Here is a 16,024-nt window from a genome sequence, read left to right as displayed (position 1 = left end):
GGCCTGTTCGCGCCCACGGTCAGGCGGCCTTGACCTTCAGGTCTTCCTCGCCGCGCACCATCCTGGTCACGCCGGCGAAGTCGAGCTTGCCGGAACCGAGCACCGGCACTTTCGCCACGACACGCACTTCGGCCGGCACCATCAGGTCCATGGCGCCGTTCGCCTTGGCGAAGGCCAGGAAGTCCGCGCGGGTGGCGTTGGGCGCTTCCGTGATCAGGATCAGCTTCTCGCCCTTGCGCGCGTCCGGCATCGTGGCGACGGCCGACAGCGAGCCTTTCCAGAGTTCGCCCGCCAGCGCCTCGACCGCCGCAAGCGAGACCATCTCGCCGCCGATCTTGGCGAAGCGCTTGGCGCGGCCGCGGATCGAGATGAAGCCCGCGTCGTCGACGGTCACGACGTCGCCGGTGTCGTGCCAGCCATCGGCGAGCGGCTCGATCACGCCCGGATTCTCGGTGCGCAGATAGCCGGCCATGACGTTCGGGCCGCGCACGAAGAGCCGGCCGCCTTCGTCGACTCCGGGCACCGGCTCGAGGCGGTACTCCATGCCGGGCATGATTTTACCGACGCTGCCCGACTTGTTGTACATCGGCGTGTTGATGGCGATCACCGGCGCGGTTTCGGTCACGCCATAGCCTTCCAGGATGCGCAGGCCGAATTTCTCCATATAGGTCGTGCGCGTGGCGGCCTTGACCGGCTCGGCGCCCGCGAAGCAGTAGCGCACCGAACGGAAGTCGTAAGGATGCGCCGTGCGGGCATAGCCCGACAGGAAGGTGTCGGTGCCGAAGATGATCGTGGCGTTCGAGGCATAGATCAGTTCCGGCACGATGCGGTAGTGCAGCGGCGAGGGGTAGAAATAGACCGGCACGCCGGAGATCAGCGGCAGCACCGTGCCCGCCGTCATGCCGAAGGAGTGGAAGATCGGCAGCACGTTGAACACCTTGTCGCCCGAATGGAAGTCGATGCGCGAGGCGGCCTGGGCGGCATTGGCCAGGATGTTGCGGTGGGTGAGCACCACGCCCTTGGGCGTGCCTTCCGAGCCCGAGGTGAACAGGATCGCGGCCGGATCGTCCGCCTTGCGCGCCACCCGCGGGGTCGCCTTGCGGAGCAGGCCGAGCAGCTTGTCCTTGAGGCCGATCGTGGCCCGCAGGTCGTCGAGCCAGACGATGTCGACCGAACGGCCGATCTCCTCCACCACCGGCCCGAGCTTTGCCTGTTCGACGAAGGCGCGGGAGGTGAGCACGGTGCGCACCTCGGCCGCCTTGCAGGCCGACAGGATGTTCGCTGCACCGGCGGTGAAGTTGATCATCGCCGGAACCTTGCCGGCCGACATCACGCCGAGAAGTGCCGCGCAGGCACCGTTGGCGTTGGGCAGCATGATGCCCAATGTCTGCTGGCCGGCATAGAGATGCTCAAACTTCTCGCCGAGCACGGCGGCGGCCGTCAGCAGCTTGCCGTAGCTCAGCGACCCGGTAACCGGATCCTGCACGGCGAGCTCCTTCATGCCGCGCTCGTTGGCGGTCTCGATGATCTTCTCCAGCACCGTCTTGCCGATATCCTGGGTGCGGAAGACCAGGTCCGACATCACCTGGTAGAGCGCGGAGCCGGCCGCGGCGCGACGCTGGCGGCCCTTCAGTTCCTGCGCGACTTCGAGCTTCACCGGCTCCAGTATGGTCACCTTGACCTTCGGGAACAGGCGGCGGCGCACATGCTGCGAGGTCAGTCGCGAGAAGTAGCTCTTCTCCAGCCCCTCGATGCGCACCGGCACCACCATCGAGCTGGTCTTGTCGGCCACCATGGCCGCGCCGTCATAGACCTTCATCAGGCCGCCGGTGACAGTGATGCGGCCTTCCGGGAAGATGACCAGCGGGTCGCCGCCCTGCACGATCTTGATCAGTGTGCGGGTCGACATAGGTTTCGCGGGATTGAGCGGCAGCGCGCGAGCAAGCTTCATGAACGGCTTCATCCACCAAGCCTGTGCGATCGTATAGTCGATGGCGAAGACTGGTTCCTCGTCGGTCAGGGTCAGGGCCAGCGGACCGTCAAGGAAGCTGACATGGTTGAGCGCCAGGATCGGCGCCTTGCCGGCCGCCTTGAGGTTTTCGATGCCCTCGATCTCCAGGCGCAGGAAGGCGCGGAAGAGGATAGAGACGAAGTCGCGGAAGGGGTTGGTCGGCAGATATTTCAGCATCAGCCAGGCGGCGATGGCATTGGCCGCGACAAGGCCGAACAGGATGCCGGCGATCGAGACGCCCGCAGCCTGGATGGCCGCGACGAGAATGCCGCCGACGGTCATGAAGCCCGCATTGACGATGCTGACGGCGGCGACGACGCGGGCGCGGCGCGCTTCCGGCGACCAGGCCTGCACGGCGGCGAAGGTCGGCACCACCAGGAAGGCGGCGGCGATGGCCATGCCGGCGAGGTCGATGGCGACGCGGATGGTGTTCGGGCCGGCGAAGAAGGCGGCAAGCGTCTCGGCCTTGGGCGAAGGCTGCATGCTGCCGATGGTCCAGGCCAGATGCAGGCCGAACAGCGCCAGCAGCGCCGTGCCGACCGGCGCCGGCAGCAGCACCATTCGTCCTTGCGACATCCAGGCGGCGATGGCCGAGCCGATGGCGATCGAGACGGCGAACACGGCAAGATAGGCGGTGACCGCGATCTCGTTGCCGCCGAGCGAGTCCTTGATCAGCGTCGGCAGGATCGAAAGCACGATCGCGCCGACCAGCCAGAACCAGGAGGTCATCAGGCCGGCACGCCAGATGCGCGTGTCGGTGCGCAAGTCGGCGACCTGCCGCCAGGTCGAGCGGAAGATGTTCTTGTCGATGGCAAGGTTGGGCGCGGCCGAACCGGTGGACGGTATATAGCGGCTGACGAACCAGCAGCCGACGGCCAGCGCCATCATGATCGGTCCGAACACCCAAACGCCGATGCCATCGGCGGAGACGACGCCGCCGGCGATGGTGCCGCCGAGGATCGCTGCGAACGTGGCCGACTCGATCCAGGCATTGGCCTTTGGCAGTTCCTTGCGCTCGAGATGATCCGGCAGGATGCCGTATTTGATCGGCCCGAACAGCGCCGAGATGGTGCCGAACATCAACAGCGCCGTCATCAGCACCGGGATCGACGACAGCGCGATGCCGGCGACGGCGACGGCGGCGGCGGCGATCTCGGTGAACTTCAGCCGCCGCGCGATCAGCGCCTTGTCGAAGCGGTCGGCGATCTCGCCGCCAAGCGCCGAAAGCAGTAGGAAGGGCGCCATGAAGACAGCCCCCGCCAGCGTCACCAGCGACGCGGCCTGGTCCTTGGCAAGCGTGAAGAGAATGAGGAACACCAGCGTGTTCTTCAGGAAATTGTCATTGAAGGCTGAGAGGAATTGCGTCCAGAAGAGAGGCGCGAAGCGCCGCGACATCATCAGATGGGTGTTCATGGCAATTTCCATTGGGCAAGTCCGGCTGGCAATCCGATTGGACTGAGCGGACACTTGCGCGGTTTGAGCCTTGTTTATCGGGAAGCCGTTAAACTTCGTTACTGCGATTCAATCCAAACCATTTGTTTCTTGTTCTTGGCGCCTGGAATCTCTCGTTCATGATCGGCCTCCAGGCCTTCCAGGCGCTTGACTGTTTGCGGGCTTGGCTGTCGGCGAGCATCGATATGATCCTTTCGTTTCAGCGTTAAGCCGGATCGGCGCCGGTCTGTTTCAGGCCGGATACATCGCCTTGAACGCTGTTCACAAATGCATCATAGCACATCGTGAACGACGTTCAACAGAAAAATGAACGATGTTCACAAATGGCCTGGCCGGCACTCTCAGGAGAGCAACGGAACGTTAGACAGGTTCTCAAATTTTACGGCGGCTGGAGCTACACCGGCGCGCCGCAAACGGCTATCAATCGTTCCGACGTCATTGCTTCGGGGTGGTGAGAGGCACGCGGCTTGCAGCTGGATTTGAAGACAATCGAGGCATTGGCCCCCGATCAGGCTTCGCTTGGCGCCGCGGCCAAGCTGACCAGGCGGTCGAACTGGCCTAGGCTTGAAGCACATGAACAGCTTCCGCTCATCTGGGGCGAATGCCAGGGCTCAGGATCCAACCCGTACCGGGTCGCATTCGACACCTCGGATCACGGCTATAAATGCACCTGTCCGTCGCGAAAATTTCCGTGCAAGCACATACTGGCGTTGGCGTGGATCGGTGCCACGGCGCCCGACAGCTTCGCGCGTGTCGACCAGACGTCCGACTGGGTGAACGACTGGCTCGACCGGCGCCGCAAGCCAGGACAGCCGCCGGCGCAAGCGCCCGCGCGCGCGGAAGGCAAAAGCATCGACGAGGCATCGCGGCCGGAAGAGACCGCTCCTGTTGAGGACGCTGCTGCCGCCGAACGCCGCGAGGCCGCGCAGCGCAAGCGGGCCGAGGACACGCGCAGCGCGGTTTCTGCGGCGCTCGATGAGCTCGACCAATGGATCGCCGACCAGCTTCGGCTCGGTCTCGCCGGTTTTGTCAACGCCAGCAGTGAACGCTGCCGCCGCATCGCGGCGCGTCTTGTCGATCTGAAGGCGACAACGCTCGCCGGGCGCATCGACGAGTTGCCGGCGCGGCTGATGGCGCTGCGCGGCGAGGAGCGCCCGGACGCCGCGATCCGCGAGCTCGGCAAGCTGGTGCTGCTCGCCAAGGCCTGGCGTGCCGCGCCCGATGATGCCGAATTGAAGCGCCTGGTCTCGACGTCGGAGACGCGCGACCAGATCCTCGCCAACCCCGATGCCGTACAGGTCGAGAGCGACTGGGAGGTGCTTGGCGAAAAGATCGAGGCGCGCCGCGACGGCCTTGTGAGCCACGCCACCTGGTTGCTCGATCTCAGGAGTCCAACTGCACGATTTGCGCTCCTGCTCGATTTCTTCCCGGCATCGGCGGGGCGGCGCTCCGGCGCTTTTGCCGCCGGAGACCGCTTCAAGGCGAGGCTGGTGTTCTACCCATCCCGCAATCCGCTCAGGGCGCTGGTCGCGGAGCGGCTGGGCGACGCGTCGCCTGGCGCATGGCCGGCGTTCGCCGGCGGCGCCGAAGCCGATCCGCTCGCCGCTTATTCCGTGTTCCAGGACAAAACGCCTTGGCTGTCCGATTGCCCGCTCATCCTGCCGGCCGGCGTGATCGCGCTGGACGAACGGGACGGCGCCTGGTGGCAGGCGGCGAACGATCCGCATGGCATCGCCTTGCCTGTCGCGGGTTCGGTCGATCAAACCTTGCTCGGTCTCGACCTCGCGGCGACGGCCGCGCTCTGGAATGGCGCGAGGCTCGAGCTTCTGGCTTCGCAAAGCAGCATGGGGAGGCTCGACCTGTCGTGAACGAGCTCGATCAGGCAGGGCTGGCGAGGCTCCTCGACGGCTGGATTTCCGGCGGCGCTGCTTTCGAATTCGCTCCCGCCGAATGGAAGGAAGTCGCGGCGGCGGCCAACCCGGACGAGCAGGAGCGGCGGCTGCTGGCCATTGCCGCGCAGGCGCTGGATGTCGCGCTTCGCCCGGCGGCGCCGAAAACCTTGAAACGTCGTCCGCCACTGCCGGTGCTGGCCTTGCCGATGCTTCCTGAACGGCTGCGGCCGTCGCTGCGTGCCGCACTGAAATATGCAGTCGATGCGAGGCTCAAGACCCGCGTGGCCACGCTCGTCGCCAGCCGAGGCTTCGTGCTGCATCCGATGGACTGGATGCCCGCTGTGACGGATCAGGAAAGCCCTGATGTCTATGCGCCGTGGGTCGACTGGCAGGCAGGCGCCGAAGGCGAAAAACGGTCCGGCCGCGAGCAACTGACGGCCGAAACCTGGGACGACTTCTATCCAGCCGCCCGCCGTATTGCCTTGATTGATTTACGGCGCACCAGGCCCGCCTTGGCGCGGACTCTCATCGAGACCAAAGGGGTAAGCGAACCGGCGGAGGTCAGGCTTCCACTTGTCGAACTCATGCGTTTCGGCCTTGGTACCGATGACGTTCCGTTTCTGAAGAGCTTGTCTGCCGATCGCTCCGGCAAAGTGCGCGAAATGGCCGGCCGGCTCCTGGCAAGGTTGGGCGAACGTGGCAATCCAACTGATGGCGGGCCGGAGAATCCGATAGCCGAGCTCGCCGCTTTCATCGAGGAAGGCAAATCCGGCTTCATCCGGCGCCGCACCACCTATACGCCGATAAAAATCAAGTCGCCCGCGCAACAGGCACGTCGCGCCGAGTTGTTCGCGTCCTGTTATTTCGGCGATCTCGTCGCTCACTTCGGCAAGACGGAGTCCGATTTCATCGGAGCATGGCAGTTTGGCGTCGATGACAATGCCGACCTCTTTCTCGTTCGAATGGTCTCGGCGTCCGGCGGCGATGCGGCGGTGGCTTGTTTGGCGGACCTGCTCGTCGCCGCCGGCGGCAGGTTGGCGCTTCTCGTCCTCCAGCTCATGTTGCGTTTGGACGGCGGCAGGAAACGTCTCCTGATCAGGCAGATCCTGAATGACGCGCAAAATCTGGCCGCGCTCACCCTAGTCGAAGGCGCGGAAGCAGGCTGGCTGGAATGGGGCGACCTCACAAGCGGCAAGACGCTTTCGGCGCTGCGTGCCGCCGTCTCGGGTGACAACGACATCATGAAACGAAGCGCCGAGCAGTATCTCGAAACTATGGGTTTTCTCGCCACGGCGGCGACGGCGGAAAAATTAATCGGCGAGGTCGTTGCCGCAGGCTTGCCGCCCGCATCCCCATCGCTCGGTCTGCTGCGGCTCAACGCGGCGCTTGCCCAGAACCAATCCCACAGATGATCAAACTGGAGACGATCGCATGAACGCAGCCATCCGCCTTCCGGTCGAAGAAATCTATGCGTCGGAACTGCAGGCGCTGGCGCGCGGCGACGACCGTCAGAAGCCTGCCGGCTGGAGCCTCTCGCCCAAAGCAGTGCTCACCTATCTGATGGGCGGCAAGGCCAGCGACGGCACGGTGATTTCGCCGAAATATGTCGGCCGCCGGCAATTGATGGAAACGGCGGTCGCCACTTTGGCTACCGACCGGGCGCTGCTTCTGCTCGGCGTTCCCGGGACGGCGAAATCCTGGGTGTCGGAACATCTCGCCGGCGCCATCATGGGAAACTCGACGCTGGTCGTGCAATGCACCGCCGGTACCGACGAGAACCAGATCCGCTATGGCTGGAACTATGCCCAGCTGCTGGCCAAGGGCCCGAGCCAGGAGGCGCTGGTGCCGACCCCGCTCTACCGCGCCATGCAGGACGGCAAGCTCTGTCGCCTGGAAGAGTTGACGCGCATGGGCTCCGACGTCCAGGACACGCTGATCACCGTGCTCTCGGAAAAGATGATGCCGGTGCCGGAATTGAACACTTCGATCTATGCGCAGCGCGGCTTCAACATCATCGCCACGGCCAACAACCGCGACAAGGGCGTCAACGAGCTCTCTTCGGCGCTGAAGCGTCGCTTCAATGTCGTGGTGCTGCCCTTGCCTGAGGACATGAACGAGGAAGTCTCCATCGTCTCCCGGCGCGTCGGCGAGATGGCCGGCGGGCTTGACCTGCCGGTGCCGAAGAATGTCGGCGAGGAGATCGCCCGCGTGCTCACCATCTTCCGTGAGCTGCGCTCGGGCGCCACCGCCGACGGCAAGGTGACGCTGAAGACGCCGTCGGGCTCGCTGTCCACCGCCGAGGCGATCGCCACGATGGTCGGCGGCCTCAGTCAGGCGGCCTGGTTCGACGACGGCAAGCTTCATGCCGCGGGCCTTGCCTCGAGCCTCGTCGGCGCCATCGTCAAGGATCCGGTGCAAGACAAGGTGGTGCTGGAGGAATATCTGGAGACGGTGCTCAAGAAGCGGCCGGACTATGCCGGCTATTACGCGGCGCTCAACGCGGCCATCTGAGCGATGACTGAGGACGGCATCAGCTATTTCGGCATTCGCCATCACGGGCCGGGCTCCGCCGAGAGCCTGGTCAAGGCGTTGCAGGAATTGCGGCCCGTCGCCGTGCTGATCGAGGGGCCGGTGGATGCCACGCCGCTGCTGCCGCTGCTCGCCAGCCCCGACATGAAGCCGCCGGTGGCGCTGCTCTGCTATCCCGAGGATGATCCCGCGGCAACGAGCTTTTGGCCCTTTGCCGAATTCTCGCCCGAGTACCAGGCGGCGTTGTGGGCCGTCGCCAACAAAGCGGCGCTTCGCTTCATCGACCTGCCGTCGGCGGTGCGGCTGGCCGAGAAGGCGGCTGAAAGTGCGACGGACGCCGATGGGGCCGAAGCGGAGGCGACGGAAGAGCAGGGCGAGGAGGCCGAACGCATCCGAGATCCGATCGGCACCTTGGCGCGCGCCGCCGGCTACGAGGACGGCGAGAGCTGGTGGTCGGATATCATCGAGCAGAATCCTGCACCCGGCCCGATCTTCGCGGCCATTGCCGACGCGATGACGACACTGCGCGACGGCGAGGGCGCGATCAGCAGCTTTGAGGCGATGCGCGAGGCCCATATGCGTCTCGAGATCGCCGCTGCGCGAAAGGAATTCGACGGACCGTTGGCCGTCGTCTGCGGCGCATGGCACGTGCCGGCCCTTCGGGCGGCGCACACGCAAAAGAGCGACCAGGCGCTGCTCAAGGGCATCGGCCGACGCAAGACCACGATGACCTTCGCGCCATGGACCGGACCGCGCCTGGCGCTGGGCTATGGCTATGGCGCCGGCGTCGTCGCTCCCGGCTGGTGCAAGCATCTGTGGGCGACGCGCGGGCGCGATGACGCCTCGGTCCTTTGGCTGGCGCGGATCGCCGCGGTGCTCCGGGGTAAGGGCCATATGGTTTCCACGGCCTCTCTGATCGAGGCAGAGCGCCTCGCTTGCGCGCTCGCCGCTATCCGCGAGCGGCCGAAGCCCGGCTTCGAGGAATTGCGCGACGCCTCGGTCTCAGCGCTCTTCAACGGCGAGGCTTTGCTGTGGAAGATGGTCGAGGCCGAGCTGCTGCTCGGCGCCGATGTCGGCGAGATTCCGCCAGACACGCCGCTTGCCCCACTGATCGATGATCTGCAGCGCAACCAGAAGGCGGCCCGGCTGAAGCCCGAGGCCCTTGAGCGGGAACTTTCCGTAGACCTGCGCAGCGAGAGCGGGCTCTTCCGCTCGACATTGCTGCACCGGCTGAATGTGCTTGGCGTCAACTGGGGCAGGCTGACGGATGTCGGCCGCAGTCGCGGCACGTTCCGCGAGCGCTGGATGCTGGCCTGGCAACCGGAATATGCGGTTCGCCTGGTCGAGAACCTGGTCTATGGGCCGACCATCGAGAAGGCCGCCAATGGCCGCCTGATCCAGATGATCGGCGCGGCCGCGACACTGGATACGCTTGCCACACTCGTGCAAAACGCGATCACGGCGGGGCTGAGCGAGGCGTCCGCCGCCGGGCTCGCGGCGCTGGAGGAAAAGGCGGCGCACAGCAGCGAGTGCCTGGAGCTGCTGGCCTCGGTACCGCCGCTGGCCGACATCATCCGCTACGGCGAGGCGCGCAAGACCGAGACCGAACGCCTCGCCGGCCTCTTGGAACGGCTGATCATCGAAGGATCGATCGCGCTGCCTTATGCCGCGCGCGACCTCGACGCGCAGGCCGCCGCGGCATTGATGGCTGCGTTGCGCAAGGCCGACGAGGCGATCAGGCTGGTCGAGCCGGACGAGCATGTCCTGGACGCCTGGCGCAACGGTCTGGCTGCCGTGCTCGATTCATCGCGCTCGACGGCGCTCGTCGCCGGTTGCGCCGCGCATCTGCTCTACGAGCACGGCCGGCTCTCCGCCGAAGCGACCGCTAATCTGCTCGCAAAGCGTCTGTCGCCGGGGACGCCCGTTGCCGATGCCGCGGCATTCTTCGAAGGCTTTTTCAGCGGCGCCGGCCAGAGGCTGATCTACGACGAGGGGTTGCGCGGCGCCGTCGATGCCTGGTTGGCCTCGCTCGAAGAGGAAGCTTTCGTGGCGCATCTGCCGCTGCTGCGCCGCGTCTTTTCCAACCTCGACAGCATGGAACGCCGGCGCCTGATCGGGGCCGTGCTTGGCAAGAGAGCGAGCCTGCCCACGGGGCTGACGCCGGCACCGGACGGCGGCGAGGCTTGGCGCCGGCATTTTGCCCTTCTTGGAAAGCTGCTCGCAGGGGAGCCCCGCCATGGCTGACGAAGCGACTGGGCCGGAGCTCGATCAGAGGCTGGACAATCGGGAGCGTCGCTGGCGGCTGGCGATCGGCGCCGACGAGGAGACATCGTCGGCGCTCTCGGCCGAGGATCGGCGGCTGTCTACGGCGCTCGACGCGCTCTATGGCGACGGCAGCGGCGACACCGCCGGCGATCCGCGTAAGCGGCGTGGCGGGCTTGGCCGCTCGGCGCCGCGCGTCGCTCAATGGATGGGCGACATCCGCTCCTTCTTCCCCGAGCAGGTCGTGCAGGTCGTGCAGAAGGACGCCTTCGAGCGGCTGAACCTCAAGCAGATGCTGATGGAGCCGGAATTCCTCAAGGCGATCGAGGCCGACGTCAATCTCGTCGCCGACCTGATCTCGCTGCGCTCGGCAATGCCGGACAAGACCAAGGACATCGCGCGCTCGATCATTACCGATATTGTCGCGAAGCTGATGCAACGTCTGGAGCAGAAGACCGCGGAGGCGATCCGTGGCGCGCTCGATAAGTCGCGGCGCACCAACCGCCCGCGCCAGCGCGACATCGACTGGCCGCGCACCATTACGGCGAACCTTCGCCACTACCAGCCGGACCACAAGACCGTCGTGCCGGAAAAGCTGGTCGGCTTCATGCGCCGCCAGCGGCGGCTGGTCGATCTCGACGAGGTGACGCTCTGCGTCGACCAGTCCGGCTCGATGGCAAGCTCGGTCATCTACGCCTCGATTTTTGCCGCCGTGATGGCGTCACTGCCAGTCGTGCGCACCAAGCTCGTATGTTTCGACACCGCGATCGTCGATCTGACGGAAGAGCTCAGCGATCCGGTCGAGGTGCTGTTCGGCGTCCAGCTCGGCGGCGGCACCGATATCAACCAAGCCGTCGCCTATTGCGCCGAGCGCATCGAGCGGCCGACCAAAGCGCATTTCATCTTGATCACCGATCTCTACGAGGGCGGCAACGGCAAGGAGCTTCTGCAAAGGCTGGCGACGCTGGTGCGGTCGGGCGTCAACGTGGTCGTGCTGCTCGCGCTTACCGACCAGGGCCGCCCCGGCTACGAACCTTCCACGGCCGGCTCGGTCGCGGCGCTGGGCATTCCGGTCTTTGCCTGCACGCCGGATCACTTCCCCGACATGATGGCGGCGGCGCTGCGCCGCGAGGACATCGGCGCCTGGGCGGCAGGGGCCGACATCAAGCTCGTTCGCGCCGACGCGGAAGAGCCAAAAACGGATGCGTGAGGCACGCGCCTGGCTTTAGACTCTATTTGTTCGTGCGCATTTTTTGCCGCGGATTGATTCCGCCACTGGCCGTTGTGTCGTTCTCGACGTCGCCTTCGGTCGTGTTCTCGCCGAGCTCGAGATCATCGCCTTCCTTGATGCTGCCCTTTGACGTTCCGATGCCTGGATTGTTTTCCAGATCGGCGTCGCTCGGTTTGCGCGATTTGAGATGTTTGGTGCTCATGGCAGGCTCCTTCCAAGATTGCTGGATGAGGAACTGATTGGCCGAAGCGAATGTTCCGAGCGCGTTTGGCCGCCGCGCCGTTCCGAAACTCCGACTTCGTCAAAGTCCGAACGGATAGGTTTCCGGTACACCGGTCCTGGCATGCTCCGGCCCAAGCGGCGTCACCGCTTTCGTCTTGTCGAACCAGACGAAGGCGTCGAACTGCCTCGGCAGCGAGGCATCGGCATAGTGGCTGCGCAGTTCGGTTTCCGGCCTGTAGATCACGCCGATGAAGCGCTCCAGCCGCCGCTCCAGCAGGCGATGTCTCAGTGCGGCGTCGCGGTCCATATCGAGCAGGAACCGCGACACCCCGCTGTCGTGGCAGAGCCGTTCGTAGCTGTCCACATGCGAAGGGCGCACCCGCATGACCTGCATCGGATCGTCCCAATCGGAAGCCGCGGCCACGGTTCCGGAATGGGTGCCGAAGCCGATCAGCGCCACTTGGTCGCCGAAGCGCTCGCGGCAGAGCTGGCCGATGTTCAACTCCTGCCTGATCGTTCCCATCTCGGTGAAGCGGGCATCGCCGATATGCGAGTTGTGGGCCCAGACGACGGCCTTTGACTCCGAGCCGCGCGCCTCGAGTAGATGCTCTAGCGTCTCGAACATATGCGTGTCGCGGAGATTCCAGGATTCCGCCCCGCCGTAATACATGATGCGATAGTAGCGTTCAGCGGCTGCGATCAGCCTTGCGTTCTGCGTGGCATCGAGAAAGTCGGCGCCGTCCTGTCGAGCGTAGTCGAGCTGCCTTGCAAGCAGCTCCTGACATTGCTCCAGCACGGCTTGTTCGCATTTGCGATAGCCGGCGGTGAGCACGGCGCGCCCGTATGTGGAAGGCTCTTTCTGCCACGGCGTCAGGCAGCCATAGCGTTGCCGCGCAGCGGCGGCGGCATCCGGATCGACCTGATCGAGATAGCGCAGGACGGCCGCAATCGACGCGCTCATATTGTAGATGTCGAGACCGTAAAAGCCGGCCTGGCGGTTTACATCGTCGAGGCCTCCATTGTAATCCCGCATCCAGCCGACGAATGCGTCGACATCGGTGTTGCGCCACATCCATGTGGGAAAGCGCTGGAACGGCGGCTCTGTGGCCGCGCGCGGCGGCCGATGGCGGACATGGCGGTCAATGGCCGCAGCATCCGGCCAGTCCGCCTCAACCGCGACGATGCTGAAGCCATGCTTTTCGATGAGCCGGCGCGTGATCGCGCCGCGCGCCCTGTAGAATTCGGAGGTGCCGTGACTGGCCTCGCCGAGAAGGACAACACGCCGGTCCGCGAAGCGGTCGAACAGATCGCCGAAGGCCGGGTCTTCGAAATCCGGCAGCGGCTCGGCGGCGGCCGCGATCATCTCCGGCAGGCTTCTTTCGCGCGGTTGCGGCGTGACCACAGCCGGTCGATCGGCTCCATATCGAGGCCGTTCCGCCCAGCCTTGTTCGCCGATGAGCGGAACGAACTGCACGCCACCGAGGTCTTCCTCCTCGTAGGTCGTTGCGCCGGTTCGGGTGACCTTCAGCAGCCGCTGGTCGTCGACCTCCTTGCCGACGGGGATCACCAGACGGCCACCGACATCGAGCTGTTCCTGAAGCGCCAGCGGCGCGCCGGGACCGGCTGCGGCCACCAATATGGCATCGAACGGAGCGGCGTCGCTCCATCCCTTGGTGCCGTCGCCGGCGCGAACCTCGATATTGTCGTAACCGAGGCGTTCGAACCGCTGCCGGGCGATTTCGGCGAGCATCGCATGGCGCTCTATCGTGTAGACGCTGGCCGCAACACGACTCATCACCGCCGCCGCGTAGCCCGAGCCCGTCCCAACCTCGAGAACGCGGTCGCCAGGATCGATCTCAGCGGCTTCGATCATGTAGGCGACCATGAAGGGTTGCGAGATCGTCTGACCCTTGCCGATCGGCAGAGGGGTGTCCTCATAGGCGAATTCCTCGAAATCGGGGTCGACAAAGACCTCGCGTGGAACCTCCCGCATGGCCTCCAGGACCCGGCGGTCATGAATTCCACGCTGGGCGATCTGGACATCGACCATCCGGCCACGCGTCAGAGAAAGTTCGGCCATCAATGCCTACCGATCATGGACAAATACCATCTTGCCCAGAACCATCTGCGGGCGGGAAAGTTTCATGTCCGGGACGATTTCAAGCATCCTCCGTTACGACACTAGAACGGCTTCTCACTGATCACCTCGAAGCGCTCGACCGCGCAATGCTCGCCGACAAGCGTCAGCACGTCGGTCGAAGGTGGATTAGCGTCGGGCTGCTTCCACAGAATATTGAAGGAATAAACAAAGCGCTCACGGTCTGCGTCGTGCTCCATGCCGACGAAGCGGGCACTGTAGCCAAGCGGCCGCACCATTTCCTGGAGGTCGGGCGGCGCGTTTTTCGGCCAGGAGACCGAAAGGATTGCCTTGTGATCGCGCCGGATCTTGAGGTCGACCCATTTCAGCGCCTGCAGTGTCACCAGCGTCAGCACGGTTGCGATCGCGCCGAGGCCGTACTGGCCGCCGCCGAAGGCAAGGCCGATCATGGTCATGATCCACATCGTGGCGGCGGTGGTGACGCCGGTGACCAGATCGCCGCGCCGCAAGATAGCGCCGCCGCCGATGAAGCCGACACCGGTGAGCACGCCGAGGGCAAGACGCATCACATCCATGCGCACGAAGGAGTCTGGTCCTTTGCCCGAGACACCGAGCAGCATGTTGGCCTGGACCATTGCGACGCAGGCCGCAAGGCCGACCAGGATGGTCGTCCGCAACCCGGCGGAATGACCGCGGGCCTCGCGGTTCAGGCCAATGAGGAAGCCTGCAAGCACCGTGACCAGCAGCCGCGCGACGAGGTCCGGCCAGGTCGGATGAAGCGGCATGTCGCAGCAAAGCGGCGTGAGCATGGTCCGTCGGGGCAGCCTAAGCGCGCCCTCCGTTGCGTCTGGAATGCTCAACTAGGCTTGGCCGCGGATGGTTCCCTGGCCGCTAGGCTATCATGCGCGAAACGCCGTCACCGGACGGCAATGCTCAGCACCAGCGCCAGCACGACGATGCCGACCAGTCCGGCGATGAAGATGATGCGACGGGTGCGCGTGCGCAGGATGATTTCGCCCTGTCGCGCGTCCTGCCCGGAAAACACCGGACCTTCGCTGTCGCGGTCCTTGCTCATGGTTGTCTCCCTCCCTGTGAGCGGGCACTGGAGGCGTCAGAGCAGGAACCGGTTTGGCCGGCATGAAGTTGCGCCGCGCGGATGCTGAGGCGGGGCAGGGCCGGCTACCGCGACCGGCCGAAAACCGGCCGCGGGAAAGTTGGCTCAGCCGAATTTCGGGTCGAGGCTGCCCGACTTGTAGCGCTTGGCCATGTCGGCCAGCGGGATCGGCTTGATCTTCGGCGCGTTGCCGGCGGTGCCGAACTGCTCGAAGCGCTCCTTGCAGAGCTTCTTCATCGCCGCCATCGCCGGCGTCAGATATTTGCGCGGATCGAACTCGCTGGGGTTCTCGGTCAGCACCTTGCGGATCGCGCCGGTCAGCGCCATGCGGTTGTCGGTGTCGATGTTGATCTTGCGCACGCCATGCTTGATGCCGCGCTGGATCTCCTCCACCGGCACGCCCCAGGTCGGCTTCATCTGGCCGCCATATTTGTTGATGATCTCCTGCAGTTCCTCCGGCACCGACGACGAGCCGTGCATGACCAGATGCATGTTGGGCAGGCGGCGATGGATCTCCTCGATCACGTTCATCGCCAGCACCGCGCCGTCCGGCTTGCGCGAGAATTTATAGGCGCCGTGGCTGGTGCCCATGGCGACGGCCAGCGCGTCGACATGCGTGTCGCGCACGAACTGCTCGGCCTGCACCGGATCGGTCAGCAACTGGTCGTGGCTGATCGCGCCCTCGACACCGTGGCCGTCTTCCTGCTCGCCGCCGCCGCTCTCCAGCGAACCCAGCACGCCGATCTCGCCTTCCACCGAGACGCCACCCCAATGCGCCATGTCGACGACGCGCCGCGTGATGCCGGAATTATAGGCGTAGTCGGCCGGCGACTTGCCGTCCTCCTTGAGCGAGCCGTCCATCATCACCGAGGTGAAGCCGTACTGGATCGCGGTGACACAGGTCGCTTCGTTGTTGCCGTGGTCGAGATGCATGCAGACCGGGATGTCGGGATGGATCTCGACCAGCGCATCGATCAGCTTGGCCAGCACCACGTCATTGGCATAGGCGCGCGCGCCGCGGCTGGCCTGCAGGATGACCGGCGATTTGGTCTCCTCCGCCGCCTCCATGATGGCGAGGCCCTGTTCCATATTGTTCATGTTGAAGGCAGGCACGCCATAGCCATGTTCGGCGGCATGGTCGAGCAATTGTCTCAGTGTGATGCGAGCCAACGAATAGTCTCCCGTATCTGGTTCGAGCCCGTGTTTGAAAAGG

11 protein-coding genes are annotated in these 16,024 nt (G+C 65.1%); 5 read left to right on the top strand and 6 right to left on the bottom strand.

All coding sequences use genetic code 11. The features are described 5' to 3' along the window. Positions 1-19 precede the first annotated feature (19 nt). Positions 20-3,424 carry an acyl-[ACP]--phospholipid O-acyltransferase gene (locus tag LB535_RS13575; RefSeq protein ID WP_224632539.1) on the bottom strand — a complete coding sequence of 1,135 codons (3,405 nt, stop codon included), beginning with the start codon at positions 3,422-3,424 and terminating at the stop codon, positions 20-22. A 506-nt stretch (positions 3,425-3,930) separates the two neighbouring features. Here LB535_RS13575 and LB535_RS13570 point away from each other — a divergent pair. The 5 genes from LB535_RS13570 to LB535_RS13550 are packed head-to-tail and all read left to right on the top strand — an operon-like array spanning position 3,931 to position 11,356. Beyond that, positions 3,931-5,331, top strand: a complete 1,401-nt coding sequence (locus LB535_RS13570) for an SWIM zinc finger family protein (RefSeq protein WP_224632538.1) — start codon at positions 3,931-3,933, stop codon at positions 5,329-5,331. Continuing rightward, positions 5,328-6,767, top strand: coding sequence for a DUF5691 domain-containing protein (locus LB535_RS13565; protein ID WP_224632537.1), 1,440 nt, complete (start codon positions 5,328-5,330; stop codon positions 6,765-6,767). Before LB535_RS13570 ends, LB535_RS13565 begins: the two co-directional genes overlap by 4 nt. Positions 6,768-6,786: 19 nt before the next feature. Continuing rightward, the gene (locus tag LB535_RS13560) at positions 6,787-7,866 is read left to right on the top strand and encodes an ATP-binding protein (protein ID WP_140844275.1); all 1,080 of its coding nucleotides are present in this window, start codon (positions 6,787-6,789) and stop codon (positions 7,864-7,866) included. Positions 7,867-7,869: 3 nt separating this feature from the next. After that, positions 7,870-10,128: a DUF5682 family protein gene (locus LB535_RS13555; RefSeq protein ID WP_224632536.1), complete on the top strand. Its 2,259-nt coding sequence runs from the start codon at positions 7,870-7,872 to the stop codon at positions 10,126-10,128. Further along, positions 10,121-11,356 carry a VWA domain-containing protein gene (locus LB535_RS13550; RefSeq protein ID WP_224632535.1) on the top strand — a complete coding sequence of 412 codons (1,236 nt, stop codon included), beginning with the start codon at positions 10,121-10,123 and terminating at the stop codon, positions 11,354-11,356. Before LB535_RS13555 ends, LB535_RS13550 begins: the two co-directional genes overlap by 8 nt. Before the next feature lie 22 nt (positions 11,357-11,378). On the opposite strand, the gene LB535_RS13545 is transcribed toward LB535_RS13550, so the two are convergent. The 5 genes from LB535_RS13545 to fba all read right to left on the bottom strand — a co-directional run bounded on the left by LB535_RS13545 (position 11,379) and on the right by fba (position 15,981). Beyond that, positions 11,379-11,579, bottom strand: a complete 201-nt coding sequence (locus tag LB535_RS13545) for a hypothetical protein (protein ID WP_095768799.1) — start codon at positions 11,577-11,579, stop codon at positions 11,379-11,381. A 99-nt stretch (positions 11,580-11,678) separates the two neighbouring features. After that, entirely contained in the window at positions 11,679-13,679 is a 2,001-nt protein-coding gene (locus tag LB535_RS13540; protein WP_224632534.1) for a protein-L-isoaspartate(D-aspartate) O-methyltransferase, read from the bottom strand. Positions 13,680-13,780: 101 nt separating this feature from the next. Continuing rightward, positions 13,781-14,506, bottom strand: coding sequence for an MgtC/SapB family protein (locus tag LB535_RS13535; protein WP_224632533.1), 726 nt, complete (start codon positions 14,504-14,506; stop codon positions 13,781-13,783). A gap of 107 nt (positions 14,507-14,613) precedes the next feature. Next, positions 14,614-14,772: a peptide ABC transporter permease gene (locus LB535_RS13530; protein WP_140634712.1), complete on the bottom strand. Its 159-nt coding sequence runs from the start codon at positions 14,770-14,772 to the stop codon at positions 14,614-14,616. A gap of 144 nt (positions 14,773-14,916) precedes the next feature. Next, the gene (fba, locus tag LB535_RS13525) at positions 14,917-15,981 is read right to left on the bottom strand and encodes a class II fructose-bisphosphate aldolase (protein ID WP_041005077.1); all 1,065 of its coding nucleotides are present in this window, start codon (positions 15,979-15,981) and stop codon (positions 14,917-14,919) included. Between the last annotated feature and the right edge of the window lie 43 nt (positions 15,982-16,024).

Source organism: Mesorhizobium sp. CA10, from assembly GCF_020165285.1.
In the GTDB taxonomy this organism is placed as follows: Bacteria; Pseudomonadota; Alphaproteobacteria; order Rhizobiales; family Rhizobiaceae; genus Mesorhizobium.
Note: the sequence above shows the minus strand (reverse complement) of the source record. Positions and strands in the feature narration are given on the sequence as shown.

Bases quoted from the DNA above. Each gene is read 5' to 3' on its own strand.
- LB535_RS13550 (WP_224632535.1), top strand. From the start codon at position 10,121: ATGGCTGACGAAGCGACTGGGCCGGAGCTCGATCAGAGGCTGGACAAT.
- LB535_RS13540 (WP_224632534.1), bottom strand. From the start codon at position 13,679: ATGGCCGAACTTTCTCTGACGCGTGGCCGGATGGTCGATGTCCAGATC.
- LB535_RS13530 (WP_140634712.1), bottom strand. From the start codon at position 14,772: ATGAGCAAGGACCGCGACAGCGAAGGTCCGGTGTTTTCCGGGCAGGAC.
- LB535_RS13545 (WP_095768799.1), bottom strand. From the start codon at position 11,579: ATGAGCACCAAACATCTCAAATCGCGCAAACCGAGCGACGCCGATCTG.
- LB535_RS13575 (WP_224632539.1), bottom strand. From the start codon at position 3,424: ATGAACACCCATCTGATGATGTCGCGGCGCTTCGCGCCTCTCTTCTGG.
- LB535_RS13560 (WP_140844275.1), top strand. From the start codon at position 6,787: ATGAACGCAGCCATCCGCCTTCCGGTCGAAGAAATCTATGCGTCGGAA.
- LB535_RS13555 (WP_224632536.1), top strand. From the start codon at position 7,870: ATGACTGAGGACGGCATCAGCTATTTCGGCATTCGCCATCACGGGCCG.
- LB535_RS13535 (WP_224632533.1), bottom strand. From the start codon at position 14,506: ATGCTCACGCCGCTTTGCTGCGACATGCCGCTTCATCCGACCTGGCCG.